The 15,553-nt window shown below is 61.1% G+C and carries 16 protein-coding genes and 1 pseudogene; 10 read left to right on the forward strand and 7 right to left on the reverse strand.

Features of this window, described 5'->3' with window-relative positions; translation table 11 throughout:
* Nucleotides 1–56 precede the first annotated feature (56 nt).
* From wecB to WBN73_RS01125, 4 genes are all read right to left on the reverse strand, one after another.
* Nucleotides 57–1,199: a non-hydrolyzing UDP-N-acetylglucosamine 2-epimerase gene (wecB, locus tag WBN73_RS01110; protein WP_337339267.1), complete on the reverse strand. Its 1,143-nt coding sequence runs from the start codon at nucleotides 1,197–1,199 to the stop codon at nucleotides 57–59.
* Nucleotides 1,200–1,795: 596 nt separating this feature from the next.
* Entirely contained in the window at nucleotides 1,796–3,373 is a 1,578-nt protein-coding gene (locus WBN73_RS01115) for a hypothetical protein (RefSeq protein ID WP_337339268.1), read from the reverse strand.
* A 274-nt stretch (nucleotides 3,374–3,647) separates the two neighbouring features.
* Nucleotides 3,648–4,220 (reverse strand): YdcF family protein, encoded by a 573-nt coding sequence (locus WBN73_RS01120; RefSeq protein WP_337339269.1) that lies wholly within the window; start codon nucleotides 4,218–4,220, stop codon nucleotides 3,648–3,650.
* 59 nt (nucleotides 4,221–4,279) lie between these two features.
* Nucleotides 4,280–4,744, reverse strand: coding sequence for an Lrp/AsnC family transcriptional regulator (locus WBN73_RS01125; RefSeq protein ID WP_280623364.1), 465 nt, complete (start codon nucleotides 4,742–4,744; stop codon nucleotides 4,280–4,282).
* 171 nt (nucleotides 4,745–4,915) lie between these two features.
* On the opposite strand from WBN73_RS01125, the gene pdhA reads away from it, so the two are divergent.
* The 6 genes from pdhA to WBN73_RS01155 all read left to right on the forward strand — a co-directional run bounded on the left by pdhA (nucleotide 4,916) and on the right by WBN73_RS01155 (nucleotide 10,156).
* Nucleotides 4,916–6,109 (forward strand): pyruvate dehydrogenase (acetyl-transferring) E1 component subunit alpha, encoded by a 1,194-nt coding sequence (gene pdhA / locus WBN73_RS01130; protein WP_337339270.1) that lies wholly within the window; start codon nucleotides 4,916–4,918, stop codon nucleotides 6,107–6,109.
* A complete protein-coding gene (locus tag WBN73_RS01135; RefSeq protein ID WP_337339271.1) occupies nucleotides 6,106–7,206 on the forward strand; it encodes an alpha-ketoacid dehydrogenase subunit beta in 1,101 nt (366 codons plus the stop codon). The genes pdhA and WBN73_RS01135 overlap by 4 nt, the downstream gene beginning before the upstream one ends.
* Before the next feature lie 2 nt (nucleotides 7,207–7,208).
* Nucleotides 7,209–8,687 (forward strand): dihydrolipoamide acetyltransferase family protein, encoded by a 1,479-nt coding sequence (locus WBN73_RS01140; protein ID WP_337339272.1) that lies wholly within the window; start codon nucleotides 7,209–7,211, stop codon nucleotides 8,685–8,687.
* A gap of 268 nt (nucleotides 8,688–8,955) precedes the next feature.
* On the forward strand, nucleotides 8,956–9,339 hold the full coding sequence (locus tag WBN73_RS01145) for a DUF4259 domain-containing protein (RefSeq protein WP_280623360.1): 384 nt from the start codon (nucleotides 8,956–8,958) through the stop codon (nucleotides 9,337–9,339).
* Nucleotides 9,340–9,452: 113 nt separating this feature from the next.
* Nucleotides 9,453–9,857, forward strand: a complete 405-nt coding sequence (locus tag WBN73_RS01150) for a VOC family protein (RefSeq protein ID WP_280623359.1) — start codon at nucleotides 9,453–9,455, stop codon at nucleotides 9,855–9,857.
* Nucleotides 9,854–10,156, forward strand: a complete 303-nt coding sequence (locus WBN73_RS01155) for a winged helix-turn-helix transcriptional regulator (RefSeq protein ID WP_280623358.1) — start codon at nucleotides 9,854–9,856, stop codon at nucleotides 10,154–10,156. Before WBN73_RS01150 ends, WBN73_RS01155 begins: the two co-directional genes overlap by 4 nt.
* A 35-nt stretch (nucleotides 10,157–10,191) precedes the next feature.
* Here the strand turns inward: WBN73_RS01155 and WBN73_RS01160 are convergent, their stop codons facing one another.
* The 3 genes and pseudogenes from WBN73_RS01160 to WBN73_RS01170 all read right to left on the reverse strand — a co-directional run bounded on the left by WBN73_RS01160 (nucleotide 10,192) and on the right by WBN73_RS01170 (nucleotide 11,854).
* Entirely contained in the window at nucleotides 10,192–10,650 is a 459-nt protein-coding gene (locus WBN73_RS01160) for a GyrI-like domain-containing protein (protein ID WP_337339422.1), read from the reverse strand.
* A gap of 192 nt (nucleotides 10,651–10,842) precedes the next feature.
* Nucleotides 10,843–10,995: pseudogene (locus WBN73_RS01165) on the reverse strand (MerR family transcriptional regulator); the annotation flags it as partial.
* 82 nt (nucleotides 10,996–11,077) lie between these two features.
* Nucleotides 11,078–11,854 (reverse strand): AraC family transcriptional regulator, encoded by a 777-nt coding sequence (locus tag WBN73_RS01170; protein WP_242703364.1) that lies wholly within the window; start codon nucleotides 11,852–11,854, stop codon nucleotides 11,078–11,080.
* Nucleotides 11,855–11,892: 38 nt separating this feature from the next.
* Between WBN73_RS01170 and WBN73_RS01175 the strand changes: the two genes are divergently transcribed.
* From WBN73_RS01175 to WBN73_RS01190, 4 genes are all read left to right on the forward strand, one after another.
* Nucleotides 11,893–12,363 (forward strand): DUF2000 family protein, encoded by a 471-nt coding sequence (locus WBN73_RS01175; protein ID WP_207594382.1) that lies wholly within the window; start codon nucleotides 11,893–11,895, stop codon nucleotides 12,361–12,363.
* A gap of 47 nt (nucleotides 12,364–12,410) precedes the next feature.
* A complete protein-coding gene (locus WBN73_RS01180; protein WP_337339273.1) occupies nucleotides 12,411–12,776 on the forward strand; it encodes a cupin domain-containing protein in 366 nt (121 codons plus the stop codon).
* A 71-nt stretch (nucleotides 12,777–12,847) separates the two neighbouring features.
* The gene (locus WBN73_RS01185; RefSeq protein WP_024817767.1) at nucleotides 12,848–13,060 is read left to right on the forward strand and encodes a DUF4177 domain-containing protein; all 213 of its coding nucleotides are present in this window, start codon (nucleotides 12,848–12,850) and stop codon (nucleotides 13,058–13,060) included.
* A gap of 214 nt (nucleotides 13,061–13,274) precedes the next feature.
* Entirely contained in the window at nucleotides 13,275–15,482 is a 2,208-nt protein-coding gene (locus tag WBN73_RS01190) for a S8 family serine peptidase (RefSeq protein WP_337339274.1), read from the forward strand.
* Nucleotides 15,483–15,553 lie beyond the last annotated feature (71 nt).

Consider the following 15,553-nt stretch of genomic DNA (forward strand, 5'->3'; position numbering starts at 1 on the left):
CCTCAACGGATAGGCAGCTGCCCTGGCTGGACAGTCCAGCCAGGGCAGCTACAAAATCAGCTGACGAATTCGGGAATGCGTGAGCCGATCCCGAGGAGCTGGGCCACAGCTGCAACCGTCCGCTCGGCAGCCTTGCCGTCACCGTATGGGTTCACGGCGTTTGCCATTGCATCGAATGCGTCCTGCTGGTTCAGGAGTCGGTCGACTTCCTTGACGATCTTCTCTTCGTCTGTGCCGATAAGCGTCACTGTTCCTGCGTCAACCGCTTCCGGCCGCTCTGTGTTATCGCGCATGACCAGTACCGGTTTGCCGAGACTGGGTGCCTCTTCCTGCACTCCACCGGAATCTGTAAGAACAATGTGAGCCAGCGAGAGCATACGGGTGAATTCGCCGTAGGCCAGGGGCTCAGTGACGATGACGTTCTCTTTGCCTTCCAGAGCGGGCAGGACCGCTTCGCGAACGACAGGGTTCTTATGGGCGGGCAGCACAATCACGAGTTCCGGCTCTGCCTCGGCAATGCGGGCCAAAGCGCGTCCAACACCGCGCATGGCGTCGCCCTGGTTCTCACGGCGGTGCGTGGTTACCAGAAGGATCCGACGGCCGCTGGCAGCGAGCTCTTCCAGTTGCGGATCGGAGAATGGGATGTGCTTATCCACAGTGGTTAAGAGTGCATCAATGACTGAATTGCCAGTGACGACGATATCGTCTTCGGAGATCCCTTCGGCCAGTAGATTGGCGCGGCTGACACTCGTCGGGGCCAAGTGGAGACTGGAGATCTGGCTTGTAATTTTGCGGTTTGCTTCTTCCGGGAAGGGCGAGAAAAGGTCGCCACTTCGGAGTCCGGCCTCTACGTGCACCACAGGAATCCCGTGGTAGAAGGCAGCGATGGCGCCGGCCGTGGACGTCGTCGTGTCACCCTGGACAATGACTGCGTCGGGCTTATTGGCTGCGAACAGCTTGTCCAAGCCATCAATCGTGCGGGTCATGATGGCGGACAACGACTGCCGTTGCTGCAGGATGTTCAGATCGTGGTCCGGGACAATTTCAAACAACTCGTTGACTTGGTCCAGCATCTCACGGTGCTGACCGGTGACGGTCACTACGCACTCGAAGTCTGCAGACTCTTGAAAGGCGGTGACGATCGGAGCCATTTTGATGGCTTCCGGACGTGTCCCGAAAATTGGCATGACGATGGGCATGGATTCCCCCGAGAAAGGCAGTGGCTGACCAGCCGATGCTATCGCACCGTCCCTCGAGGTCTTTAATTACGTACGACGCAATATATTGCTTAGCGGCCAAACATCAAGGTCAGGGCCAGAATCGGAATGCTCAAGGAGACGAGCGTCACAACCGCGAGGGCAATCAAGCGCTTGCGCCGAAGACTGTTGTCCCCGGAAGAAGCCGAGGGATGCTCAGTGGTCTTTTCTCGAAACGCCTCGACCGCTGGCTTCGGCGAAGATGTCGGTCGGTTGACAGCCGCGGGCCGGGGGCGCGCTGCCGTCGGCTTAGCGGGCTGATGGCCAGGCAGGAGCGTCGATGGAACGTCACCCCTGAAACGGCGTCGCCGCATGTGGCGCGGTGATGGCGAAAGGGCAGCTGTTCGGGAAACAGGTTTCGTCACTTCATCACTCCTCAGATGCGTTGAAACGAGACGGGGTTGCAGTCAATTCTTGCATTTGGGGACTCGAGTGACATATCCGACCGCTTGGGGAGCACCGTCCAAGCGAAGGACTAGTAACGCGATATGACGATGGCGGTCGCCTCGCCGGAGCGGGCGACCGCCATCGTGAGTTGCTCAACCGCGATCGGAATAGAGGGCGTCGTTCTTCGCTCCCGCTCCGTTGGTCACATTGATGAAGTAGTTCTTACCCGAACCCAGGGAAGTACTGCCGAGCCTTGCCGTTACCGACTCAAGAAGTGGGTTGATGCCGAGTTGCTTCCCGTATGACGAGTTGTAGTTGGTTGCTGTTACGGTCTTGTCGAACACCCTCCCGTAAGCATCGGTCCATTTGACCTGTACCGTCCCACCACTCAAGTTGTGACCGGTGACCAGGACGTCGCCGTTTCCGTAAAAAATGGAGTCGGTGATCACCGGAGTGGTGCTGCTGGTTTTGAGCCGGTCCAGCATCGGGGCGTACGTCCCACTACATGTGAAGTACGGATCCCACATGAAGGAAATCACCTTTCCCGGGGTGTTGCCCAGCTGCTGGAGTTGTTTGTTAATTCTGGACTTTGTTGTCTGACCGCGCAGGCTGTTGTTGCAAGGATTCTGCGATGTAGCTGGCGCCATACCTTCCAAGTTCGCCCAAAGCTCCGCCCCGGTGCCTTCAACCCCTTCAGCCAGAGCTACGAAGTAATCACGAGTTGGTGCCAAGTACTTACCGCCCCATGTTCCGCTGCCCACTATCGCGGCGGCATACTGATCCACACTGTTTCCGGATTCGCTTCCGAAGAATGAAGCGCCTTTGCCGGTGCCCATGCCATCTTGGACCGCGATCGCCAGATCAACGCCATTGGCGGTGTTGGCAATGTTTTCAACTGCTTGCCGTGCCTGATCAACTGTGACTCTGCCGGAGAAGGCGCTTCGTGAGTCGATATAGGGGCTGACAATTGCTGAGCGAGTTGGCTGGTACTGGGCGATCCTCGAGTTCTGGATTTCGTAAACCGTCAGGACCGCATCCCAGACGGCCCCATTGCTGAGCGGCATCTCCGTGTGGTGGTAGAAACCTGCCAAGCCTGGAACGTCGTTTACTTTCTCTTGATAGAGCAGGAATCGCGCAGTGAAAAGTGAAAACGTGGCTTGGTAGGAGAGATCGGGCAAGTACGTTATGTCGGTTCTCTTGACCGGCGAAGGCAGTCCAGCGTAGTACTTCATACCCAAGCTGGTGGCCGTCTTCCCCAGCGAGATGGAAATTGAAGACTGGCCACCCGTTATCACAACTACGTCATAGGTATTGGTGGATGAAGTGCAACCGCTTCCTTGAACGGGTAGCAACAGGATGGTGTATTTCGTGGTGCCATTGGTGACTGTTTTGTCACGCCCGCACAGCACGGCCGGCGATCCCCATGAGCTGTTGTCCGAATAGGTGAAGTAGCGATTCACGCTGACCCCGGAGGCAGCGGCCTTCGCACAGTTGACGCCTGATATTGTGCACCCAGCCGGGATGGTTGACAGCGTTGCAGGCTTGAGCAGCGAACCGAAGGTGATGACGGTGTCACCACCCACTGATTTAATGTCTGTCAGTTTCTTCAAATTGTTTGCGTCACTGGTGCTGCCATAGATGAAGTAACCGCTGATGGGATAAACAGGAGAAGTTGCAGCTTGTGCCGGGGACCCGTGAAGGATACCGAGCACCAGAACGACCGCTGCCATAAGGCCGGCTATAAGGTGACGGGATCTGCGGGGAGGAAAAGGTGTCGGCTCTGCTCTAAAAGTGGCCACGGAGGATCCTTGGGCTCGTAGGGTGAGACCTTGGACCTATGGCAAAAGGATGGCGCGCTGGATCCCGAAAACTCAATAGCTTGACCGGAACCTTCATGTAGCCAAAAAGTTTTCAAAACCTATGAAGTGCTTTGACTTCGAAGCCGACGGCGATCGATATGGCGTTACTAGTTTTGTCATACCGGCCAAGTCCGTGGAGCCGGCTCTAACTACTCGAGCACTCCGGTCGAATCCACGTATCCATCAAGCCGCCGCTTTCCACCACAAACCGGTCCAGCCAAGCTCCCGCTGAGAGGTCAGGCTGGGAACCAACCATCTGCACCTCTGCGGAAGTACATTGCTCAATGAGGGTGCCGGCGCGCATCACGTGATACTCCGATGTCACCACCGTCACGGACTTCCAACCATGGTCTGCAATCAAGTCGCGAAGAGCTTCGGCCTCGCCCCTCGTATTCAGCGGTGAGGGGCGGAAGCACACCAGGTCAGGATCGTCTTGATCCTCGTCGCACAGCGCATCGCCCTCCACGTTGCCCGCCAGGCCAGTCGTCGAGACCACGAGGACAGGTATATCCAGTTTCTTCTGCAATTTCTGAGCCACAGGCAACCGTTCCTTGCTCATGCCGCCCAGAACAACGATCGCATCAGTACGGTGAGGGGTTGCCTGCGGAGGGTCGTAGAAGAACTGAAACGCGGCGATCAACCAAAGAACCGCTGCCAGCAGACATGCCCCCACGAAGACGCCAATGACACGCGTGGCGGAGGCAGTTTTGAGGGGCACGGGGACAGTCTAAGGTTCGAAAATGTGTGGTTCTCCCAGAAAAAGGCCACCCAAACCGACTACCGCGTATCAACATCCTCGAAAACGAGGAAAGTCTGCGTATCCTGCACGCCGTCCATGGACTGCAACTGGTCGAAGATCACACGCCGCAGGTGGATGTTGTCCGTTGCCCGGACCAAAAGGATGACGTCGAAGTCTCCGCCCACCAGGGCAATGTGGTGGATTTCCGGTATCGCGCGCAGCTGTTCCTTGAGTTCGCGCCACGAGTGCTGCTGAACTTTCAACGTCACGTAGGCCGATGACCGAAGGCCGGCTTTGATGGGATCCACCAGGGCCGTGAACTTGGTCAACACACCTTCGCCCGTGAGGCGGGCGATCCTTGTATAGGCGTGGGCGCGGCTGATGTGCACGTTCTCGGCCACTTGGGTGACGGACATGCGCCCGTCGGTGGTCAGCTCCCGGATGATGTCCCGGTCCACACTGTCCAGCGGTACGGCGGTCTGCTCCGCCTCGGCCTCGCTCACTGGCTCTCCAATTCGTCTACAGCACGGGCACGTTACCCAGCTCACAATTGCAATCTGTCTTTCAGAATACCCATTCCAGGAAAGGGCTTCCATGATTCAGTCGAAAGCTGGATACGAAACAAGGCTGGGGAACATACTGGAAGCACATAGTGGCTAGAGAAGGACGGACCAATGACGATCCACGCAGACCACTCTGCGCCGGAAACGGCTGTAGAGGACCACGCCGCTGACGTTCGGACAAAATTCGGCATCAGCGTTGAGGACTACATGCTCCCCGCCCGGCACCAAATCCAAATGGTGAACCCGGACGGCACCCTCCGCTCCCATGACGAGCAGGGCACCGAACCCGGCCACGAGTACCCCACGCCCAGTGACGCTGAACTGATGGCCGCTTACGAGCAACTCGTCGTCGGACGTCGCGTCAACGACCAGAATTCGGCACTGGTCCGGCAGGGCCGCATGGCCGTTTACCCTTCAAGCCACGGTCAGGAAGCCTGCCAGGTTGCAGCTGCCATGTGCCTGAGCGAAGGTGACTGGCTGTTCCCCACTTACCGTGACGCCGTCGCTGTCATGACCCGCGGGGTGGACCCCGTTGAGGTGATGACCATCTTCCGCGGCGATTGGCACGGCGGGTACGACCCCAAAGAGCACAACGTGGGAATTCAATGCACGCCGTTGACCACCCAGCTGCTGCACGCCGTGGGCGTCGCGCATGCTGCCAAGCTCCGCGGTGAAGACACGGTAGTCATGGCCATGTGCGGCGACGGAGCTACCAGCGAAGGGGACTTCCACGAGGCCCTGAACTTCGCCGCCGTCTTCCACCTGCCCGTCATCTTCTTCGTGCAGAACAACAAGTACGCCATCTCCGTACCGCTCAGCCACCAGTCCGTGGCGCCGTCCCTGGCTCACAAAGCTGTGGGCTATGGCATGGCCGGTGAGCGCGTTGACGGCAACGACCTCGTCGCGCTGCTCGCAGTCATGGACCGCGCAGTGAAGCTGGCCCGCGACGGATCCGGCCCGCTGTTGATTGAGGCCCACACGTACCGCATGCAGGCCCACACCAACGCCGACGACGCCACGCGTTATCGCCCGGACAGCGAGGTCGCCGAATGGCAGGCCAAGGATCCGCTGGCACGCATGAAGTCCTACCTCACCGACAAGGGCCTCCTCGACGACGAGGCGAGCAACAGGATCGCCGTGCATGCCGAAGCCGTCGCAACCCAGCTCCGCGAGGGCCTTGGTGAGGACGTCCCGGTCCAGCCGCTGGACCTCTTCAAGTACGTCTTCGACAAGCAAACGCCGCAGCTGAAAGAACAGTCCGAACTGCTCGCCAGCGAACTCGCACGAGAGGAGAGCGCAAAATGACCGTCACCACTGCTGCCACAGGCACCACCACCGCTAACGTCAGCGCAGCCACCGCCAGCGCCGCCGCTTCCGCAGCGGCCACTGCAGAAGCAACCGGCCCGCAGAGCCTCACCATGGCCAAGGCACTGAACACCGCGATGGCCGACGCCATGCGCACCGACCCCTCCGTCCTGGTATTCGGCGAAGACGTCGGAATGCTGGGCGGCGTCTTCCGCATCACTGACGGCCTCATGGCCGAATTCGGCGAACAACGCTGCTTTGACACCCCGTTGGCTGAGTCAGGCATCGTGGGTATGGCGGTGGGCATGGCCATCAACGGCATGCGGCCTGTCATTGAAATGCAGTTCGACGCCTTCGCCTACCCGGCCTTCGAGCAGATCGTCAGCCACGTCGCCAAAATGCACAACCGCACCAAGGGCAAGCTCAAAATGCCCATGGTCATCCGCGTTCCGTACGCCGGCGGCATCGGGGGAGTGGAGCACCACTGCGACTCCTCCGAGTCCTACTACGCCCACACCGCAGGCCTGAAGGTCTACACGCCCGCCACAGTGGCCGATGGCTACCGCATGCTCCGCGAAGCCATCGACTCCGATGACCCCGTAATGTTCATGGAGCCCAAGAAGCTCTACTGGTCCAAGGACCAGGTGGACTTGGGCGCCTTGCGGGCAGAGCACGACGCCGGCACCTCCACCGAGGGCCGCGCGGCTGTCGCTCGTCCCGGTACGGATGCAACGCTCATCGCGTACGGCCCGTCGGTTCCCACCGCGCTCGCCGCAGCCGCAGCCGCTGCAGAGGAAGGCCGCTCACTTGAGGTCATCGACGTCCGTACCCTCGTCCCTTTCGACGACGAGACCGTCTGCGCGTCTGTACGCAAGACGGGACGCGCCGTCGTGATCGCCGAAGCCCATGGATTCGCGTCCGTCTCCTCCGAGATCGTGGCCCGCGTCCAGGAACGCGCGTTCCACTACCTCGCCGCTCCGATCCTCCGCGTGACCGGCTTCGACGTCCCGTTCCCGTCTCCCAAGCTGGAGCACTACTACCTGCCAAGCGTCGACCGCATCCTCGACGCCGTCGACGACCTTCAATGGGAGGACTGACCATGAGCTCAGATATGCAGGTCTTCAAACTGCCCGACCTTGGGGAGGGCCTCACCGAGGCCGAACTGGTGAACTGGCTCGTTGCCGTGGGCGACGAGATTGTGGTTGACCAGCCCATCGCCGAGGTTGAGACCGCCAAGTCCATGGTTGAGGTGCCCTCGCCTTACGCCGGCACGGTTGCCGAGCTGCACGGTGAGGCCGGTCAAACGCTCGACGTCGGCAAGCCGCTGATCTCGATCGCCCGCGCTGGCTCCGTGGGGGCTGCGCCCGCTGCCGCGGCGCCTGTTCCGATCGGTTCCGTGGATCCTTCCCCGGTGTCCTCGGGCCTTGATGTTTCGCCCGCTGTGAAAGCTGCTGCCGAGACGTACCGGACCGAGGAGAAGGCCGGCTCGGGCAACGTGCTGATTGGGTACGGTACGCCCGGGGGAGCTACCGGTGGCCGGACCCGCCCGCGGAAGGCGAGTGTCAGCATCACTTCTTCTGTTTCGGTGGCTGAGCCTGTTGCTGCGCCTGTGATGGAGCCGGCTGTGGCGGGGACGCGCATCCCTGGCAAGCTCAGTGCTGTCATCTCTCCGCTCGTCCGCAAAATGGCGCGCGACCATGGTGTCTCCCTCGACGCAATCGAAGGTTCAGGTGCCAGCGGGCTGATCATGCGCAGGGATGTGGAGGCTGCTATTACGGCGCCTTCTGTTGATGCTCCTTCTGCTCCCGCTCCGGTGGCTGCTCCCGTTGCCGCTCCTGCTGATGCGGGAGCCGTTGACAGCCGCACGGGTTTGGCCGTCTCGGCGCGGACGCCGGTTCGTGGTGTCCGCAAGGCGGTTGCCGCGAACATGACCCGCAGCCGCTCGGAGATTCCGGAAGCGACCGTGTGGGTGGACGTGGACGCCACCGCGTTGCTGGAGATGCGGGCCGAGCTCAAAAAGCGCGCACCGCACGACACCCCGGGCCTACTGGCTTTCATAGCCCGTTTTGTCACGGCTGGGTTAAAAAAGTATCCGGCCCTGAACACGCGCTTTGAAACTGCTTCGGACGGCTCGCAGGAGATCGTTGGCTTCGAAGGCATCAACCTCGGCTTCGCCGCGCAGACGGACCGGGGCCTTGTGGTTCCTTCCGTGCGGAACGCGCACGAGTTGAGTGCCCGTGAACTGGACGCAGAGATCCGTCGACTCACCGCCGTCGCACGCGACGGAAAGGCGACCCCCACCGAACTGGGCTCCGGCACTTTCACACTGAACAACTACGGCGTGTTCGGCGTGGATGGCTCGGCTGCGATCATCAACTACCCCGAGGTTGCCATGCTGGGTGTGGGTCGCATCATCGACAAGCCCTGGGTAGTCAACGGTGAATTGGCCGTCCGGAAGGTCACCGAACTGACCTTGGCTTTCGACCACCGCGTATGCGACGGCGAAACCGCGGCCGGCTTCCTCCGGTACGTTGCTGACGCCATCGAGAACCCGGGTGGAGCGCTCGCGGACATGTAACCCTCTCTCACATCCCTTGGGCTTGAGCGAGTCGCTCTATCAGATCCCTCGGGTTTGGGCGGGATGCTCTCTCACCTCCTCGGTATCCGACCAGAGGCGGGCCTCCCATTCCGGGTTGCCCGCTGGGTGGGTGGACGCTGAACCTATGCCTAGGGCCCGGCGAGCCCAATTCTTCTTGCAGAAGCAGTGGCGTGGAATGAAGCTCAACCAAAAACCTCCTTCGGCGGTCGTTTCAGACATGATGAATACACAACGAGAGGAGTTCGGAATGGGTGCTTGGTCAACGGGAAGTTTCGGCAATGACGATGCCCTCGATTGGTTTGGTGATCTGAAGGAAGCGCCGGAGGTCTTTCCCTTCATTCAGGAAACACTTGCGGTTGGTTCCACGGAGAGCATCGTTGCCGCCGGTGCTGTATTGGCCCTCCTGAGTGGCAACAGCGACATAGAGGTTCATCCTCATGTGGCCGAGTGGGCTGCTGGCAGGCCTACTCCGCCCCCGGCTCTGAAGCTGAGCGCTGCGAATGCCATCCAGGACATCATCGAGGACCCCGAGGCTGATGGGCACGATGTGTGGGCGGAACTCGGTGAAGACGACGAGGACTATGTGGCATGGCTTGCAAATCTGAAGAAGATCCAAACCCTGCTGCATTGATGGCTGTCCGGTTCGCGGTTCACCGGCGGGTTCGGTAGGGAGTGCACCTGCCGTGTCAGGTTCGCTTAACCCGGGTCTTGACGCCGCACTTGCATTTTGCAAGTATGTGCCCCATGAGCCTTTTTATCACCTGCCCGGTTGAGAACGTCGAGCGAGCGACAGCTTTCTATAGCGCCCTTGGCTGGACCCTCAACACTGAGATGTCCGATCACAACGTGTCATGCTTTGCGATCGCGCCGGAGCAGTACGTCATGCTCGGCAGTCGCGAGATGTACGCGAGCGTCGGCGGGGCCGAGGAACTGGTCGGGGGACCCGACACCCCCTCGAAAGTTACGGTCTCATTCGACCTCGGCAGTCGTGAAGCGGTGGACGAACTCATTGAGCGCGCAGGAGCCGCCGGCGGACGGATCGGTGACACCGATGACTACCCCTTCATGTACCAGCGCCAGTTCGATGACCCCGACGGCTACCACTATTCCCCGTTTTGGATGAAGCCGGACGCCGATCCGACAGCGTGAGCAACCTCGCCGCGGCCCTCGATGTCGTCGGAGCACGGTGGGCACTGCTTATTGTGGAGCGGCTGCTCGACGGACCACAGCGTTACGGCGATCTGCAGCGCGAGCTGGGAGTGCCGACCAATATGCTTGCGACGCGCCTGCGCGAGCTTGAGGCCGCCGGCGTACTTTCCCGCCTGCCACTCCGGCACAACACCCGGGCCTACGCGCTGACCGATAAAGGGCTCGCCTTGCGCGAGGCGATCGTCGCGCTTGAACGCTGGGGCAGCGGGCAATGGCCTGGGAGCACCCCGGAAACCTAATTCTTCAGGCGCCGTCATACGAACCCGGGAACGTTTCAGCGGCGACGAACAGGCTGCTGCAGCTCGGTCACCCAGTCGGACTGGTCCTCTGTAACCGCTCGGACGTAAAGTTCCCGGCACGGCCCTGAATGAACCAGCCCTCGAGCGAAGATCTCAGCGTGGAGCGCCTGCCAGCTTTCTGCAATGTGTTCCATGGAGCCTAGATGGACGCCGCAGACGGCATTTTCAACACCGGGTAGCTCAATGATCTCGATGCCGGCGCGGGCGGGTCCCGTGTAGGCGTAACCGGCGATGATTTGCAGGCCGTCTTCAATCGTCTCGTACAGCGCGACTGGCGTCTCTAGAGTTCCACGCTCATCGCCGATGACCTGGGCAACGGCGTCAAAGGAGGGACCCACGACACTTGCGACCTCAGGTTGGTCTGCTACGACCGCGCGGCGGGCTGCGAGGCGGACAGCGGGCAGAGACTTCTCGATGATCTCGATCTGGGACATGTGGTTCTCTTTCTCGATGAGATGGAGCCGCCGTTGCACGTCGACGAGGCGGCCAGCAGCGATCCGGTGTTCCTGCTCGACCTCTGCGCGGCGAATCCGCAACAGAGCTGCGATGCGATCGGCCCCGACGCCCTGGTCAAGAATCGACGAGATGTCGTTAAGGCCGAAGCCGAGCTGGCGCAGTGCAACGATTCGATGCAGGCGCTCAAGCTGGGAGGGGTCATAGGATCGGTAACCGCTGAACTCGTCAACGTGGGCTGGTACGAGCAAACCCGCGGTGTCCCAATGCCGCAGCATCCGATGGGTCACCTGACCGATCTGCGCGAAAGCTCCGATGGATAACATGACTCAGTTCTCTCGCCTTCCACAGTGTCAGAGTCAAGTATCGCCCGACGCCGATCCCTTCCGCGCTCCTGGTAGGTGACAATCAGACGGTGAATGCGCCTGGCGTTGTTCCCAGAACACGCCGGAAATGCCGGGTCAGGTGAGACTGATCATGAAAGCCCGCCTCTACCGCCGCTTCTGACGCCGGGCGGCCGTCGAGAAGCAGGCGTCGGGCGCGGTCCACGCGGCGCCCCGTGACATAGCGGTAGGGGGCGATGCCATAAGCCTTGGAGAAGGCCCGCACCAGGTGGCTCGGGTGGGCCCCCAGTATTTTGGCTGCTTCGGCGATGGTGAAGGACTCAAAAAGACGGTCGTCCAGCATCTCGCGCAACTGGCGGGCCAAGGGAGCGTCCCGTGCCGGCGATGAAGGCGTTCCCAAGTGTGAACGCACGGATTCGCGGAGAGCCAGAACGCCGCATTCGGCCTCCATCGCATCCGCCGGCAAGGTAAGCGCCGTATGGATGCCGGTCACGGTTGCCACCGTCTGCGGATCCAGTAGTAATGGTTGCGCCACTGCCGCCTCCGTTGCCTTGGCAGGCAGCCAGTCTTCGCTCAGGTAAAGGACTCGTTTACGGAACGATTCACCTCCGACGGCGGAGCGACCGTCGTGCGGGACGTGCGGGGGCAGCAAGGTGATTGAGGCGGGAACTGCCTGATGCTCGGTGCGTCCGAGGTCGTAAGTCACTGCGCCTTTGTCGATCAGAAGCACAGTCCAGTCCTCATGCGTGTGGGATGGGTAGCTGTGATCCTCAAACGTTGCATGCAGCACCTCGCGCACGTATGGCACAGCGGGATGCCATGCCTGCACCGAGTTCCCCATGCAAGAAATGTACAAGACGACCACTTCTGTTGGCGGCCATGCTGGGAAACATGCAGGAAAACTCCTCAACAGTTATTGATTCCACTTACCCCGCAACCGGCCGCTTCGAGACAAAAGTGGTGGTGGTCCTTCGCGACGATCTTTTGCCGTGGCAAGAGCTCAACGTGACAGCCTTCCTGATGAGTGCCATTGCCACCAGTGCCCCCGGTCTGACGGGGGAGCACTACCAGGACCGGGACGGCAACAGCTACCTTCCGATGCTTCGCCAACCCGTCCTGGTTCTTACTGCCGGTCGGAAACTTCTGGCAGCGGCTCGGGAGCGGGCGACTTCCCGTGAAATTCCCATCGCCGTGTATACCCGTGACCTCTTTGCCACGGGCCACGATGAGGCCAATCGCGCGGCCGTGGCGGCCGTTGCTGCCCCGGATCTCGATCTCGTGGGAATAGCCCTCCGCGGACCCCGAAACGTTGTTGATCGGATCGTCAAGGGCGCACGAATGCATGCGTGAAACGCCCGACGCCCGAATGATGACATCAAAAGAAAGAGCTGACTAACATGACCAATTCCGTTCGCAACATCAATGCCGCCCTTAATTCGATCTCGGAGCATTGGCAGCCGCACCGGCTGATCAGTATCAATGACTATGACGTGAAAGTGGTGAAGATCCAGGGCGAGTTTGTGTGGCACACCCACCCTGATACCGATGAACTGTTCATGGTCATAAGTGGCAATCTCACCATTCAACTCCGCGACGGCGATGTGGAGCTAGGGCCGAATGACATCTACGTGGTCCCCAGAGGAACCGAGCACTGCCCCAAGGCTGAAAACGAGGTTCAGGCACTGCTGTTCGAGCCAAAAGGTACCGTCAACACTGGCGACGCTGGTGGTGACATGACCGCTGGATTGCGTGAACTGAGCTGAATCCCATGGGTTCCCCGCCGGCGTCGAGTAGCCTTGCACGCAACCGTCCGGCAACAGAAGGAAGTGGTGCAATGCAGCAGTACGTCGTTCTTCAAGTGATCCTGAAAGAGAAAATGTGGGGCGCCGGTTCGGGGAACCTTCCCTCTCTGGAAAAGGCCATCAACGATCAAGCCGCAAAGGGGTACCGGCTCCACACCATCACCACTGCCAGCAGCGGGAGCAAGGGCGTGATCGGCGGGGGCGACCGCATCCAGGCGACGATGGTGTTTGAGCGCGTCGGCTGAGTCCTTATAAGCGTTGGATATTCATCCGTCCCGTCCCTTCCGCCGAGGGGCGGGGCGCCTTGGCTGGTTGCTTTCGCGGGAGCTGTCACAAACCGCGATTCGTACCATTTAAAGCCGGGAGTCAGCTTACAATTCCTTGGGGGTCAACTGGTGGTCTCCAGTTGCCCGCAATCAGCCGCTCAGGGTTGGTCGCGACGTCCCAAGGATGCCCCTGATGGTTAAAGACTCCCGAATCCGGTCCCTGAGAGCTGCAGGTCTGGCGCTCACTACTCTTCTGATCGGCGGTGGCCTGGCCGTCCAGCCGGCCGCAGCAGACACCCTGGATATTGTTCCCGCTGGGCCGCAGGTGCTGAAGCCTGCCCCCGAATCGCCCACAGATCAGTTCATCGTGGGGGTGAAGGACGCCACGGCCCAGTCCGCCGACAAAGCAGTGCGCGATGTTGCCGGCAAAGCGGCCAGCTCGCTCGGTGCTGTGGCCGAGGCTTCCCGCCAGAACGCCGCGGGCGGGCATGTCATCAAGCTCGATAAGCCACTTTCCGCTGCGGAGTCCGCGCTCTTCGTCAAAACGCTGCGCACCGATCCAGCCATTGCCTACGCAGAGCCGGATGACATCATGCACGCCACCGCGGATGCCACTGACCCCGGCTTCCCGGATCAGTGGAACCTGAAGGGTCCTGCCGGCATCAATGCGGCGGGAGCCTGGGACTACGTCAAGGGCGAGAACGTTGTTGTTGCCGTGGTGGACAGCGGGATCACCCGGCACGAGGATTTGGACGCGAACGTCCTACCCGGTTATGACATGATCTCCTACGCCGAGGATGCCCGGGACGGCGACGGCCGCGATCCGGATCCCACCGATCAAGGTGACTGGGAGCCGGCTGGCGTGTGCGAGGTTGGAAGCCCCGCTCAAAACTCGTCGTGGCACGGCACCCATGTGGCCGGGATCATCGCAGCGGTTGCCAACAATGGGCAAGGCGTCACCGGCGTAGCTCCGAATGCCAAGATCCTGCCCGTCCGGGCGATGAGCTACTGCGGCGGCTACACCTCTGACATCGCTGAATCCATCATCTGGGCCGCTGGCGGAACCGTTACCGGTGCGCCGGTCAACCCCAATCCGGCCCGCGTGATCAACCTCAGCCTCGGCGGTATCAAGCCCTGCTCGGCTACCTACCAAAACGCCATTAATTTCGCCCGCAACGCCGGTGCCGTAGTTGTGGTTTCGGCAGGAAACTCCAACCGTCCCGCTGCCGATGCAAGCCCGGCCAACTGCGAAAATGTCATCACCGTGGCCGCCAGCAACGCTTCCGGCGGCCGCGCGCAGTACTCAAACTACGGCAGTGCAGTGGACGTCACAGCCCCTGGCGGCGACATGAGCCAGGCTGCCAAGAACGGGATCCTGTCTACGTTCAACTTCGGAAAAACCACCAGCGCCGGATCTGCCTACGCCTGGATGCAGGGAACCTCCATGGCGGCACCTCAGGTGGCTGGGCTGGCGGCGTTGCTGATCTCGGCCGAGGGCAGCAGCGTCACACCGGCCCAGGTGGAGCAGCAATTGAAAGCAACCTCGAGGCCTCTTCCGGCCGGGTGCCCGGCTGGTTGTGGTGCCGGCCTTATTGACGCCAACAAGGCACTCGCCACGTACGGCGGGACGGCCCCGGTCAACAGGAGAAAGATCACCGATTTCGACGGCGACTCCCGCAGCGACGTCCTGGCCCGCGACTCCAGCGGGCGGTTGTGGCTGTACGCAGGCAACGGCTACCGCGGTTGGCTTGCTGCCCGCCAAATCGGTTCGGGCTGGAATGGCATGACGGCCATCGAGGCTCCCGGTGACTTCGACGGCGACGGCAATGCCGACGTTCTGGCACGCGATTCCAGCGGCCGGTTGTGGCTGTACCCGGGTAATGGTTCCGGTGGTTGGCTTGCTGCCCGCCAAATCGGCTCGGGCTGGAACGTGATGACTGCCATTGAAGCTCCCGGTGATTTTAATGGGGACTACAAGACCGATGTGATTGCCCGCGACTCCGCCGGTGTCCTGTGGCTGTACCCGGGTAATGGTTCCGGTGGTTGGCTTCCTGCCCGTCAGATAGGTCAGGGCTGGAACGTCATGACCGCCATTGAGGGCGTGGGTGACTTCAACGGAGACGGCAAAGCCGATGTCGTGGCCCGCAACGGCTCCGGAGCACTCCTGCTCTACCCGGGCAATGGTTCCGGTGGCTGGCTCCCGGCTGGCCAGATCGGTCAAGGCTGGAACATCATGACAGCCATCGAATCTCCGGGCGACTTCAACGGGGACGGCACCGTGGACCTCTTGGGTCGCGCCAGCAACGGCGACCTGGTTCTCTACGGCGGCAACGGTTCGGGCGGCTGGATCTATGCCACCCAGGTAGGATCCGGCTGGAACATCATGACTGCCATCCTCTGAGGCACTGCACGTAAATCAGTGCGCCGCGATAGTCCGGGTTCCGCGCCCTCCCAGCTTTCCGTGGGTAGAGT

Source organism: Paenarthrobacter sp. CCNWLY172, from assembly GCF_037402035.1.
Classification (GTDB): Bacteria; Actinomycetota; Actinomycetes; order Actinomycetales; family Micrococcaceae; genus Arthrobacter.

Excerpts from the sequence above, each read along its gene's own strand:
- wecB (WP_337339267.1), bottom strand. The coding sequence starts at position 1,199 with ATGCCCATCGTCATGCCAATTTTCGGGACACGTCCGGAAGCCATCAAA.
- WBN73_RS01135 (WP_337339271.1), top strand. The coding sequence starts at position 6,106 with ATGACCGTCACCACTGCTGCCACAGGCACCACCACCGCTAACGTCAGC.
- WBN73_RS01170 (WP_242703364.1), bottom strand. The coding sequence starts at position 11,854 with ATGGGGAACTCGGTGCAGGCATGGCATCCCGCTGTGCCATACGTGCGC.
- WBN73_RS01115 (WP_337339268.1), bottom strand. The coding sequence starts at position 3,373 with ATGGCAGCGGTCGTTCTGGTGCTCGGTATCCTTCACGGGTCCCCGGCA.
- WBN73_RS01150 (WP_280623359.1), top strand. The coding sequence starts at position 9,453 with ATGAGCCTTTTTATCACCTGCCCGGTTGAGAACGTCGAGCGAGCGACA.
- WBN73_RS01185 (WP_024817767.1), top strand. The coding sequence starts at position 12,848 with ATGCAGCAGTACGTCGTTCTTCAAGTGATCCTGAAAGAGAAAATGTGG.
- WBN73_RS01145 (WP_280623360.1), top strand. The coding sequence starts at position 8,956 with ATGGGTGCTTGGTCAACGGGAAGTTTCGGCAATGACGATGCCCTCGAT.
- WBN73_RS01190 (WP_337339274.1), top strand. The coding sequence starts at position 13,275 with ATGGTTAAAGACTCCCGAATCCGGTCCCTGAGAGCTGCAGGTCTGGCG.
- WBN73_RS01180 (WP_337339273.1), top strand. The coding sequence starts at position 12,411 with ATGACCAATTCCGTTCGCAACATCAATGCCGCCCTTAATTCGATCTCG.
- WBN73_RS01160 (WP_337339422.1), bottom strand. The coding sequence starts at position 10,650 with ATGTCCCAGATCGAGATCATCGAGAAGTCTCTGCCCGCTGTCCGCCTC.
- WBN73_RS01140 (WP_337339272.1), top strand. The coding sequence starts at position 7,209 with ATGAGCTCAGATATGCAGGTCTTCAAACTGCCCGACCTTGGGGAGGGC.
- WBN73_RS01175 (WP_207594382.1), top strand. The coding sequence starts at position 11,893 with ATGCTGGGAAACATGCAGGAAAACTCCTCAACAGTTATTGATTCCACT.
- pdhA (WP_337339270.1), top strand. The coding sequence starts at position 4,916 with ATGACGATCCACGCAGACCACTCTGCGCCGGAAACGGCTGTAGAGGAC.